7 protein-coding genes are annotated in these 12851 nt (G+C 67.5%); 4 read left to right on the forward strand and 3 right to left on the reverse strand.

The annotated features are described in order from the left end of the window. Positions 1-63: 63 nt before the first annotated feature. From rpoC to rpoB, 3 genes are all read right to left on the reverse strand, one after another. On the reverse strand, positions 64-4467 hold the full coding sequence (gene rpoC, locus KA383_16075; GenBank protein MBP7747635.1) for a DNA-directed RNA polymerase subunit beta': 4404 nt from the start codon (positions 4465-4467) through the stop codon (positions 64-66). A 96-nt stretch (positions 4468-4563) separates the two neighbouring features. Further along, positions 4564-5055, reverse strand: a complete 492-nt coding sequence (locus tag KA383_16080) for a hypothetical protein (protein MBP7747636.1) — start codon at positions 5053-5055, stop codon at positions 4564-4566. 30 nt (positions 5056-5085) lie between these two features. Continuing rightward, complete coding sequence (rpoB, locus tag KA383_16085) at positions 5086-8910, reverse strand: DNA-directed RNA polymerase subunit beta (GenBank protein ID MBP7747637.1); 3825 nt, start codon at positions 8908-8910, stop codon at positions 5086-5088. A 133-nt stretch (positions 8911-9043) separates the two neighbouring features. On the opposite strand from rpoB, the gene ruvX reads away from it, so the two are divergent. The 4 genes from ruvX (at position 9044) to KA383_16105 (ending at position 12802) form a co-directional block, all read left to right on the forward strand. Next, positions 9044-9688, forward strand: coding sequence for a Holliday junction resolvase RuvX (gene ruvX / locus KA383_16090; GenBank protein MBP7747638.1), 645 nt, complete (start codon positions 9044-9046; stop codon positions 9686-9688). 81 nt (positions 9689-9769) lie between these two features. Then, positions 9770-10315: a hypothetical protein gene (locus tag KA383_16095; protein ID MBP7747639.1), complete on the forward strand. Its 546-nt coding sequence runs from the start codon at positions 9770-9772 to the stop codon at positions 10313-10315. After that, positions 10308-11156, forward strand: coding sequence for a hypothetical protein (locus tag KA383_16100; protein ID MBP7747640.1), 849 nt, complete (start codon positions 10308-10310; stop codon positions 11154-11156). Before KA383_16095 ends, KA383_16100 begins: the two co-directional genes overlap by 8 nt. Next, positions 11153-12802 (forward strand): RDD family protein, encoded by a 1650-nt coding sequence (locus tag KA383_16105; GenBank protein MBP7747641.1) that lies wholly within the window; start codon positions 11153-11155, stop codon positions 12800-12802. The genes KA383_16100 and KA383_16105 overlap by 4 nt, the downstream gene beginning before the upstream one ends. The last annotated feature ends 49 nt before the right edge of the window (positions 12803-12851 follow it).

A 12851-nucleotide genomic window follows, 5' to 3' on the forward strand; every position in this document is an offset into this window, starting at 1 on the left:
CGAGCGCGGGCCGCCGCCTGCGGCCACCCGCGCTCACGCGTGGATCAAGATGACAGACTGCGGCTACGCGCCCGGCGTGCCCGCCGGCTCACCGGTCGGTGAACTGGCGGACGGGCCGCCCGGCAGGATGCGCTCGGCGGCGGCGAGCGCGCTGAGCGGCGACTCCAGCGGCGTTTCCACGAAGGTGCGCGGCACCGCCAGGATTTCGGGCGCCTCCGCGTACGTCAACTGGATGTCCTGGTAACTCTTGAAGCCGGTGCCGGCCGGAATCAGGCGGCCAAGAATCACGTTCTCCTTCAGCCCAACCAGCTTGTCCTCGGCCGAGGCCAGCGCGGCCTGCGTCAGCACCTTGGTCGTCTCCTGGAACGATGCGGCGGAGATGAAGGACTCGCTTTGCAGGCTGGCCTTGGTGATGCCCAGCAGGAGCGTCTTGGCGCTGGCCGGCTTGGGCTTGCGGCCCTTGGCCGGCACACCGCCGTCCGCTTCGACGGCCTCGTTCTTCGTCGCGAGCTCCTCGCGGCTGACGACCTGGTTCAACTGGAAGTCGGTGTCGCCGGGCTCGACGATCTTAACGCTCTTGGCCAGCCGCAGGTTCTCGTCGCGGAAGCGGAACTTGTCGACCACCTCGTTCGGCAGGAAGGCGGAGTCGCCCTCATTGTCAATCTTCACCTTGCGGATCATCTGGCCGAGGATGATCTCGATGTGCTTGTCGTTGATGGTCACGTTCTGCTGGCGATAGACGGCCTGCACTTCCTTGAGCAGGTAGCGCTGCAGGTCTTCCTCGCCGTTGATCCGCAGGATGTCGTGCGGGATGAGCGGACCCTCGATGAGCGGCGTGCCGGCCTCGACCTTGTCGCCGGCGTGCACGAGGAGCTGCTTGTCCTGCGGGACATGGTGCTCGCGCTCCATGCCGCCCTCGGATTTGACGATGATGGTCATCTTGCCGCGGCGGCGGTCGGCCTGCAGGGCCACTTCGCCGGAGATCTCGGCCATGACCGCGGGCTCGCGCGGCTTGCGGGCCTCGAAGATCTCAGTCACGCGGGGCAGGCCGCCGGTGATGTCCTGCGTGCCGGCGATCTCCCGCGGCTGGCGGGCGATCAGCGTGCCGGGCTGAACGGGGTCGCCTTCCTTGACCTCGATGCGGGCCTTGGCCGGCAGGTGGTGGAAGTCGAGGATCTCGCCTTCCTTGTCCTCGATGATGATGCGCGGGTGCTTGTCGCCCTTGTGCTCGATGACGACGTACTTGCTGCCCTCGCGGCCTTCCTTCTCGCCCCGCACGGTCTCGCCGTCGATGATGTCCTGGAAGCGGACAAAGCCGGCCTTCTCGGCCAGCATGGGCGTGAAGTGCGTGTCCCATTGCACGATCACGGTGCGCGGCGCGACCTTCGCGCCGTCGGCACAGAGCACCGCGGCACCGTAGGGCACCTTGTAGCGTTCCAGCTCGCGGCCCTTTTCGTCGTTGATCGCGATTTCGCCGTTGCGCTTCAGCACGCGGTAGATGACCTTGCCGCTCTCGGGGTCCTTCATCTCCACGGCGTTCAGGGCGTGGTAGATGATCGTGCCACCCTGCAGGGCCGCGATCTCGTTCTCCACGACCGCGCGGCTGGCGACGCCGCCAGTGTGGAAGGTCCGCATCGTGAGCTGGGTGCCGGGCTCGCCGATCGACTGGGCGGCGATGATGCCGACGGCGAGGCCCTCCTCGGCGAGATGCCCGGTGGACAGGTCGGCCCCGTAGCAGCGGGCGCACACGCCCAGCCGGCTCTCGCAGGTCAGCGGGCTGCGCACGCGGAGCATGTCGAGGCCGAGGCCGCCGTCCTCGGGCTTGGCCTCGAGCTTGCGGGCGACCTCCTCGGTCAGCAACTCGTTCTCCCGGACGATGATCTCGTCCGTGCGCGGGTCGCGGATCGTGTCGCGGGCGGTGCGACCGCGGATCAGCTCGGAGAGCTTCACGTCCACTTCTTCACCGCGGTAGATCGTGCTCTTGGTGATGCCTTCGATCGTGCCGCAGTCCACCTCGTTGATGATGACGTTCTGGGCCACGTCGGCCAGCTTGCGCGTCAGGTAGCCCGAGTCGGCCGTCTTGAGGGCGGTGTCGGCCAGACCCTTGCGGGCGCCGTGCGTCGAGCTGAAGTACTCCAGCACGGTCAGGCCTTCGCGGAAGTTGGCCTTGATCGGGGCCTCGATGATCTCGCCCGAGGGCTTGGCCATCAGGGCCCGCATGCCGGCGAGCTGGCGGATCTGGTCCACCGAGCCGCGCGCGCCGGAGTCGGTCATCAGGAAGATCGGGTTCAGATAGGGCTTGCCCTTCGGGTCGCCCTGCCGGGCTTCGTTGCCTTCCGCGTCCCGCCAGTCGTTCTTCAGCGTGCTCATCATCTCCGCGGTGACCTGCTCGCGGGCATGCACCCAGATGTCGATGAGCTGGTTGTGGCGCTCCATCGGCGTGATGACGCCGTTCTGGTAGTTGCGCTCCACCCGGTCGACCACCTTCTGGGCGGCGTCGAGGATCTTCTGCTTCTTGTCGGGGATGCGCAGGTCGGTGAGCGCGAAGGACAGTCCGGCCAGCGTGCTGTTGCGGAAGCCCAGGGCCTTCATGCGATCGAGCAGCGCGATGGTCGCGGCGCGTCCCAGGCGGGCATGGCAGTCGGCGATGACGCGCGACAGCGCCTTGCCCAGCGGGTAGTTGTAGAACGGCATCTGCGGGTCGAGCTGGTCATTGAAAATGCAGCGCCCGACGGTGGTGACCACGCGCCCATTGGCGGGCACCGGTTCCGGCAGCGCGTCGCGGCCCTGCACGATTTCCCGCTGCTTGATCCGCACGCGGATCGGCGTGTGCATGCCGATCTGGCCCATCGTGTGGGCCAGCATAGCCTCGGCCGGGCTCGCGAACGCCCGCTCCTGGCCTTTCTCGCGCTCGCCGGGCTCCCCCGCGTGATTGCACGTCAGGTAGTAAATGCCCATGACCATGTCCTGCGAGGCGGACATGATCGGCGAGCCGTTGGCCGGGCTGAAGATATTGTTCGTGCTCATCATCAGCACGTGGGCCTCGGCCTGGGCCTCGATCGAGAGCGGCAGGTGCACGGCCATCTGGTCGCCGTCGAAGTCGGCGTTGAAGCCTTTGCACACCAGGGGGTGGATCTTGATGGCGTTGCCTTCGACCAGCACCGGCTCGAAGGCCTGGATGCCCATGCGGTGCAGCGTGGGCGCGCGGTTCAGCAGGACGGGGTGCTGGTAGATGACCTCTTCCAGGATGTCCCAGATCTGCTGCTCGCGCCGCTCGAGCATCTTCTTGGCGCTCTTGATCGTGTCGGCCAGGCCGCGCTCGCGGAGCTTGCGGATGATGAACGGCTGGTACAGCTCGAGGGCGATCTTCTTCGGCAGGCCGCACTGGTGCAGGTTCAGCTCAGGGCCGACGACGACCACGCTGCGAGCCGAGTAATCGACGCGCTTGCCCAGCAGGTTCTCGCGGAAGCGCCCCTGCTTGCCCTTGATCATGTCCGTCAGCGACTTCAGCGGGCGGTTGCTGCTGCCCAGCACCGGCCGGCGGCAGCGCCCGTTGTCGAACAGCGCGTCCACCGCCTGCTGCAACATCCGCTTCTCGTTGCGGATGATCACCTCGGGCGCGTTCAGGTCGATCAGCTTCTTGAGCCGGTTGTTGCGGTTGATGATGCGGCGATACAGGTCGTTCAGATCACTGCTGGCGAAGTTGCCGCTGTCGAGCAGCACCAGGGGCCGCAGGTCCGGCGGGATGACCGGGATCACCTCGAGGACCATCCACTGGGCCTCGTTCGCGCTGTGGCGGATCGCCTCCACCAGCTTCAGCCGTTGCGAGTATTCCTTGATCTTCTGCTTGCTATTGGTCTTGCGGAGGGCATCGAGCAGGTCGGCGGAGGTCTGCGTCAGGTCGAGCTGGGCCAGCAGCTCGCGCACCGCCTCCGCGCCCATCAAGGCCCGGAACCCGGTGTCGCCGTACTCCTCCATCGCCCGGCGATATTCCTCCTCGGTCAGGAGCTGCTTGCGCTCCAGCTTCGAGGCGCCCGGGTCCACCACCACGTAGTCCTGAAAGTAGATGACCTTCTCGAGATCGGAGGTCTTCATGTCCAGGAGCGTGCCGAGCCGGCTGGGCATGGCCTTGAAGAACCAGATGTGCACGACCGGGGCCGCGAGGTTGATGTGCCCCATGCGCTTGCGGCGCACGCGACTGTGCGTGACTTTGACGCCGCAGCGGTCGCAGATCATGCCCTTGTGCTTCGTGCCCTTGTACTTGCCGCAGAAGCACTCCCAGTCCCGTTCGGGACCGAAGATGCGCTCGCAGAACAAGCCGTCCTTTTCGGCGCGATACGTGCGGTAATTGATCGTCTCCGGCTTCTTCACCTCTCCGAACGACCAGGCCCGGATGTCGTTCGGCGACGCCAGGGAGATGCGCACCGCCGTAAAGTCATTGATCCGATCGTAGACAGTTTCGGCCATGGGCTGTCATACCTCTTCTTAAGTACGCGCCTCCCGGCCGCCGGCCGGAAGGATGCACGCGGTCCTCGGGGCCCAGCCGCGCCGGTGGGCCGGTGGTCAGGCATTCGCGGCGCGGGCTTTCACGCCGCTGGCGACCCATTCCTCGGCGCGCATCGTCATGCCCACGACGCCGCGCGCCCGTCGAAAACCCAGTTCCTCGCAGAAGTCCACCTCGGTGCCGTAGGCCACCAGGTCGACACGCTGCACGCCTTCGGCGTACATGGCGTCGAGCACCCGCCGGGCCATCTCGGTGGCAATCCCGTTGGTGTCGTGCTCGATGCGCCCGTCGGTGCGGGTGACGGCCGCCGGGCCCTGGAGCGTCGGGTCCAGCTTGCACTCCGTCAGATAGCCGCGCAGCCCGTCGCACACACCGCGGGCGATCCCGATCAGACGCCCATTGACGTGGGCCGTCACGAACGCGGCGCAGTGCTCGGTCATCTTGCGAATCTGCTCCGGTCGCGCGGCGATGTCGTGCTGCAGCCGCCGGTAGAACTCGGTGAGTTCTTCCGGTGTCACGTCCTGGCCCGTGCCGTACACGACTTCGAGCATGGTCGCGCTCCTGTATCTCGGCTCGCCGCCCTAAATCAGCCGTCGCTTCTCCAACTGGATGTTCAGGCCCAGGCCCCGGATCTCGTTGCAGAGCACGTCGAAGGACACCGGCGTGCCGGCGTCCAGCGTGTGGGTGCCCTTGACCATGCTCTCGTAGATCTTCGTGCGGCCCTCGACATCGTCGCTCTTGACGGTCAGCAGTTCCTGGAGCACGTAGGCGGCCCCGTAGGCTTCCAGGCCCCAAACCTCCATCTCGCCAAAACGCTGCCCGCCGGTGCGCGCCTTGCCGCCCAGCGGCTGCTGGGTGATGAGGCTGTAGGGCCCGGTCGAGCGGGCGTGGATCTTGTCGTCCACCAGGTGATGCAGCTTCAGCATGTAGATGAACCCGACGGTGACGGGCTGGTCGAACGGCTCGCCGGTGCGGCCGTCGTGCAGCGGCACCTTGCCCGCCAGCGGCATCTCCGCGAGCAGCTCGCCGGTCCGGCCGGCATTGCGCACCACGTCCGGGTCCTCGCGGCGCTGCCGCACGTAGGCGTTCGCCTCGGCCACGGCCGCCTTGATCTGCGCCTCGGTGGCGCCGTCGAACACCGGGGTGATGACCTGGTACCCGAGCACCGCCGCCGCCCAGCCCAGGTGCGTCTCCAGGATCTGGCCGACGTTCATGCGGCTGGGCACGCCCAGCGGGTTGAGCACGATATCCACGGGTGTGCCGTCCTCGAGGAACGGCATGTCCTCTTCGGGCATGATTTTGGCGATCACGCCCTTGTTGCCGTGGCGCCCGGCCATCTTGTCACCCACCGACAGCGTCCGCTTGGTGACGACGTAGACCTTGACCATCTCGAGCACGCCCGAAGGCAGCTCGTCGCCGCGCTTCATGTGCCCGAGGCGGCGCTCGCACTCGGCGCTGATCTCGAGGATGCGCGGCCAGTAGCGGCCGTAGACCACCTCGGCCTCGTCGCGCTTGGCGGCCGGCTTGACCCACTTGACCGAGAAGGTTTCGATCTGCTCGAGGATGACGTCCGGGTTCTCGCTCTTGCCCACCTTCTGCCGCGTGTTCGGGTCGATCAGCACCTGCTCGGTGATCCGCTCGATCTCCTCGATCATCTGCCGGAAAAGCTTGATGCGCTGCTCGTCGCACTCGGCCTGGAAGGCCTTCATCTGCCGGTCGATGTCTTTCTTCTGCTCGTCCCCCAGGTGCGTGCGGCGGCTGAAGTGCTTGGCACCGATGACGATGCCTTCCTGGCCGGCCGGCAGCTCGAGGGAGTCGTTCTTCACGTCCTCGCCCGCGCGGCCGAAGATCGCGTGCAGCAGCTTCTCTTCCGGGCTCAGCTCGGTCTTGCTCTTCGGCGAGACCTTGCCCACCAGGATGTCGCCCGGCCCGACGCGCGTGCCGACCCGCACGATGCCGCGCTCATCGAGGTTGCGCAGGGCGCGCTCCGACACGTTCGGGATGTCGCGCGTGAATTCCTCGCGCCCCAGCTTGGTCTCGCGGATCTCGATGTCGTGCGACTCGATGTGCACGCTCGTGAAGGCGTCCGTCTTCACCAGGCGCTCGGAGATCAGGATCGCGTCCTCGAAATTGAAGCCGTCGAAGGTCATGAACGCGACGAGCACGTTCCGCCCCAGCGACAGCTCGCCCTGGTGCGTGGCGGCGCCGTCGGCGATCACCTGCTTCGCCTTGACGCGCTGCCCGGGCCGCACCACGGGCCGCTGGTTCTGACAGGTGCGCTCGTTGAGCCCCACGAACTTGCGCAGCACGTACTCATCGGTGTTGTCGATCACGATCCGCCGGGCGTCGACGTACGTGACCTTCCCGCCCTTGCGCGCCCGCACGACCATGCCGCTGTTCTCGGCCACCGGCCGCTCCATGCCCGTCGCGATGATCGGCGGGTCCGTGCGGATCAGCGGCACCGCCTGCCGCTGCATGTTCGAGCCCATCAGCGCGCGGTTGGCGTCGTCATGCTCCAGGAACGGGATGAGCGCCGCCGAAACGCCGACCGTCTGCTTCGGCGAGATGTCCACGTAGTCGATCCCCTCGGACGTCACCTGCTGCAGGTCGCCCTGCACGCGGCCCAGCAGCGTCCCCTCCTTCAGCGCCGCGGTCTTGCGCCGCGCACTCGCGTCCTGCCGGCGCGCCAGGTAGGCCTCGGGTGTCTCCGGGGCCGGCAGCGACTTGCTGTCCGTCTCGGGCTGGACCACGTCCGGCGGCGCCAGCGTGGCCCGCATCTCCTCGTCCGCGCGCAGGTACTTGACCTCGCCGTTCACCTTGCCGCGCGCGACCTTGCGGTACGGCGTGGTCAGGAAGCCATACTCGTCGACCGAGCTGTAGATGCCCAGCGACGCGATCAGGCCGATGTTGACGCCTTCCGGCGTCTCGATCGGGCAGATGCGGCCATAGTGGCTGATGTGCACGTCGCGGACCTCGAAACCGGCGCGCTTGCGGTTCAGGCCGCCCGGCCCGAGGGCCGACAGCCGCCGCTCGTGCGTCAGTTGCGACAGGGGGTTGGTCTGGTCCACAACCTGCGACAGCTCGCTGCGGCCGAAGAAGAAGTCGATGCTGCTGGAGATGCTCTTGGTGTTGACCAGCTCGGCCACCTTGCCGATGGTCTCCGGATCCTTCAGGCTCATGCGCTCCTGGACCGTGCGGCGCAGCTTGAGGAAGCCCTTGCGCAGTTCGTCGGAAGCCAGCTCGTCGATGGTGCGCAGCCGGCGGTTGCCGAGGTGGTCGATGTCGTCGACCTGCCCCTCACCCGACCGCAGCGCCAGGATGTAGCGCAGCGATTCGACGAAGTCCTCGGGCTTCAGGACCATCTCCGTTTCGGCGATGCCCTTCTCGAACTTGCGGTTCAGCCGGAAGCGGCCGACCTTGCCCAGTCGATAGCGGTTCTCGTCGTAGAATTTCTCGTGGAACAGCTTGCGGGCCTTGTCGAGCTGCACGGGGTTGCCGGGCCGCAGCCGCGCGTAGATGCGCTGCAGGGCCTCCTCGTGGGTCTGCGAGCCGTCTTCGGCCAGCGTGTTGAGGATGATCGGGTCGGCCATCTTGCCGATCACGTCCACCTGCTTGATCGAGGACTCGCGGATCTTGTTGAGCGCCTCGCCGATCTGGCGACCCGCCCCGACCAGCTCCTCCCCGGTCTCCGGGTCCACCACGGGCCCGACCGTCCACATCTCCGGCTTGAGCTGCGCGACGCGCATCTGCTTCACCGGGTAGAATGCGCGGACAATGGACTCGGTGGTCCCGTACTTCTCGTCCATCGCCCGCAGGAACGTCGTCGCGGGAATCTTGCTGCTCTGGTCGATCCGCACGGCGAGGATGTCCTTGCGCGTGACGTTGATCTCAATCCAGGAGCCGCGCTCCGGGATGATGCGGCAGGCGTGCAGCGCCCGGTCACCCTCGGCGGACTCCTTCACGAAGTCGACGCCGGGCGAGCGGTGCAACTGCGAAACAATCACCCGCTCCGAGCCATTCACGACGAACTCGCCCCCGCCGATCATGATGGGAATCTCGCCCAGGTAGATCGACTCTTCCTGAACCTCCTCGACGTCTTTGCGATGCAAGCGCACCTTGACCCGGAAAGGCATCCCGTAGGTCAGCCCCAGCTCGCGGCACTCGTCGGTCGTGTAGCGGGCCGGGTCCAGCGCGTACTCGACGTACTCCAGCCGCATGTTCCCGTCGTAGCTTTCGATCGGGAACACTTCGCGCAACAGCCCCTCGAGGCCGATTGGCGCGCGGTCGGCCGGTGCCTTGTCCGCCTGCAGGAAACGGGCGTAGGAGTCCGTTTGGATCTCAATCAGGTCCGGCACCTGAATGGCATCGCCGTAGCGACTGAAATCGCGAACCTTAGTCACTTGCATTCGAGCAGCCCTCGCGGTTTGTCGAACGGTCAACGTTCAGACCAAGCCCCCAGGTCGGTGCCGCGCGCGATGTGCGCTGGACAGACCATGCCCCTCCCACAGACGTGGGTCGCCTGTGGACAGAATCCCCGCCATGGATTCCATCAGCAATGAGCAAAACCTGCCGGTCCGTCGCGCACTACCACCGAAATCTCGCAAGCCACACATTATTGCCAGAGGGCACCTAGAACGCAAGCGTGTTCTCGGTTATTTTGTGAACATGCGGCCGCGGTCGGATGCGACACCGCCAACCCACGACGACCTCGCGCCGGGACGAGCCAACAGGCACATTATGGGACACTGGATCGGACTGGACTACGGCACCCGCCGCATCGGCGTCGCCACGGCCGACCCCCGCGGCCGTATCGCCACCCCCACCACCACGCTGAACAGCTCCGGGAACGCTTCCAGGGACGCCCAGACCATACTGCGTTGGACCGCCGACCGCGATGTTCAGGGCATCGTCCTCGGTCTGCCACTCAACATGGACGGCTCCGACAGCCAGCAGACGCGCCGGACGCGCGCCTTTGCCGACGCGCTCCGCCGCGCGAGCATCGTGACCGTCGAACTCTGGGACGAGCGCTTGAGCACTTTCCAGGCGGACGAGCACCTCGCCGCCGCAGCGGTGCGCCCCGGACGCCGGCGGGCGCTGCGCGACGCGCTGGCGGCGCAGGTGATCCTGCAGTCGTTTCTCGACGCGCGGCGCGCCGCCGCCGACCCACCCGCGCCGGCGGAATGATTGCCTCGGACGCGATGTCGCGGTGGCACGCGCACCCCCTATAATCGCAACCTGGCGCCAGACCCCGTGGGAGACCGCGACGTGAGTGCCGAGTGGAATATGCCGCGGCGGACCGATGCCTGTGCCGGCTGCGGGCGCGCGTTCGAATTCGGCGAGACATTTCAGGCGTTCCTGTACGAGCTCGACGGCAGCTACACACGACGAGACTACTGCACCGCCTGCCAGCCGCCCGCCGTGCCCGCCGCTGTGGGCGCGTGGAAGACACGCCGCCCCGCCCCGGCTCCGCGCGCGGTGCGCCCGTTTGACCGCGAGGCCATCCTCGCGTTTTTCGAGCGGCTGGAGGACGCGGTCGCGGCCCAGCAGGTGCAGCTCCGTTTCGTGCTGGCGCTGCTGCTGTGGCGCAAGAAAGCCCTGAAGCTGGAGCGCACCGCCCAGCTCAATGGTCGCGAAACCTGGGAGTTCACGGCGCCGCGGACCGGCACACTGCATCGGGTTGTCCGCCCCGAACTCGACGAGGAAGAGCTGGAACGGCTCAGCGAACAACTGGAACACCTGCTGGCAGGCGAGCCCGTGGCAGGCGGCAAAGCGCTGTCCGATTGCCTGTGGAAGGAGGAGACCGATGAGTAAGGCCCGCGTGGCGCTCTTGCCGCTGCTCGTCCTCTTCGCCGGCTGCCGCGCGCTGCCCTGCAACCCGCCGCAGAGCCGGATCGAGGCGCTCGATCGCGTCAATAACAACTTGTTGAGACTCCAGCAGCCCTTGAGCTGCTCCGCGCTTGTGTCGTTTCGCTTCCGCGACGCCGATGGCAAGGAGCACGCGTTCATCGGGCACGAAGCCCGGCTGCTGTTCCAGACGCCGCAGTCGGCGGTGTTCGATGTGCGCTCACTGGCGGGGACGGTGGCCCAGTTCGGCTCCAACTCCCGGCGCTACTGGGTATGGATCGACGTTCCGGACCTCCGCAAGCTGTGGTGGGGAACATGGGGCTGGGTCGCCGTCGGAACGGAACGCCGTCTGCCGGTGCCACCCAACGAGTTGTTCGACGCACTGATGTTGCGGCCGCTGCCGGAGAGCCTGGAGGGCGGACAGCCGCCGCTGCTGCGCGTGGACGGCCAGGACGTGCGGTTGCTGTACACCCGCCTCGGCCCCCGCAAACAGACGCTCGGGTGGCGCGAGATCCGCGTGGATCCCTGCCCGCCGTACCAGCCGCTGGAGGTCATCGACCGCCTGCCGGATGGTCAGACGCTCATGCATGCGGAGCTGAAGGGTTACCAGGAGGTCGTGAAGGGCGGCCCGTTCACGCCACGGCACTACGTCGTTCGCTGGCCGCAGCACGACGCCGAGATGCGCCTCGACATCCTGAGCACCAAGTACCGCAGCGAGTTGCCCGAGGACGTATTTGACTTCCCGGACGGGTGGACGGGCGACACCGAATCCGTCGACGTGACGCCCGCGGGCACAGCGCAACCGTGACTACCTGGCGGAAGCGGCAGTTCGTCCCGGCTGGCGGCGTGGGGGTGGCGCTGCTCGCCGCGCTGGCCTTGCCGGCCGGCGCTCAACCCCCATCCGCGACCGCAGAACTCACGCCGTGGGCCGCGCGGCTGGTCGCTGGCCAGCAGACGCTGTGGCTCGTGCGGTCCGACGACCGGGGCGCGCGGATCTTCCTTCGTGGGCCGAACGAGGCCTTCGCGCCCGGCACCCCGCTGGGCGCGCCCCTCGATCAACTCGTCGTGAGCCATGATTTGCTGTATGGCTTCACGCGCGACGGGGCATTTTATTCTCTGCGGCCGGAAGGCTGGACGCGCGAGCTGGATCTGCCGGGCCGGGTGCACCCGGTAGAGCTAACCGCCGATGACTTCGGGTTGGTCGCCCTGATCCGCTCGCCGCGCGCGGGCGAGCTGCCGCGCCTGGTGGACGGCGCCCGGCCGGCTACGTCGCAACCCTTCGACCCTGGCACGGCCCCGTTCAGCGTGGTGCGCTATGACAGCCAGGGCTGGATCGCCATCACGCCGGCGCCGCTCACCCTGGCACCGGAGGGCCCGGTCCCGCCGCGGCTGGCCGTGCTGCGCGACGCGCTGTGCCTGCTTTGGTGGTCGCCCGACACGCACGATATCGAGCATGTCACCTGGGACCCCGCAACACAGGTGTGGCGTCCCGGGCACCCGACGCCGGCGATCCCTGACCTGGATGCGTTCTGGCTGGTCACCGTCAGCCGCGTGCCCACCCTGATCGTGGCGACGCGCACGGCGGGCGCGCCACCGGCCCTGAGCGCTTTTCGCCTGTTCGGCGGTCTGCAGGGCCTGCCGGTCGAATGGCGCAGAACGCCGTTGCAGGTCTCCGAACTTCCGCCCGGCGTGGAGGCGCTGCGGTACAGCTCGGCGTGTGCGTTCAACCAGCACGCCGCGCTGCTGATGCTCGACGCCGCACACGCACCCTTCGTGCGCTGGGCGCGGCTCGACGGAGCGCCGCTCGAGCACACGGTGGCTGCGGCGGACGTGTTCGGCGCGCCAAGCCGGTCCGCGCGGGCGCCGCAGTGGATCCAGGGCGCGACGCTGCTGCTGCTGCTCGCGGTAGCGGTAGCGCTGTTCGCATTTCGGCGCAATGCCATCGCCTCCGTCGCGAATCTGCCGGAGGATTGCGCGGTGGCGCTCACCATCCAGCGCCTGGTGGGCAGCGTTGTCGACCTGGCGCCGTTTCTGTTGATCTTTGCGGCCGTGTTCGGCGTGAACTGGTACCGCGGCCTCGGCGAGTTGTTCGGCTGGGCGGCGGGGCGGGATGCCGCGCGCGGCCAGTTCCCGGCGCTCGTCACCCTGCTGTGGTGGGCCACAAGCTGCGTCGCGGCGGTTCTCTACTGCCTGATCATGGAGCTGCTGACCCGCCGCACCGTCGGCAAGGTCCTGACCGGCACGCGGATCGTGTCGGAAACCGGCGAACCCGCGACGCCCCAGCAGATTCTGGTGCGGAACGCGCTGCGGCTGGTGGAGTTGTTGCCGCCGCTCTGGGTGTTGGGGTTCCTGGTCGTGCTGTCGCGCAACCGGCAGCGGCTGGGGGACATCTTCGCCCGTACGCTGGTCGTGCGCCGGGTGCGGCCACGCGACCCTGCCCCCCCCACCGATTAGTGTACTGCCTCATTGAGAGTGACTCAGGGGTGGTACGGGCGTCCCGCCG

It is taken from the genome of Phycisphaerae bacterium, assembly GCA_017999985.1.
Classification (GTDB): Bacteria; Planctomycetota; Phycisphaerae; order UBA1845; family Fen-1342; genus JAGNKU01.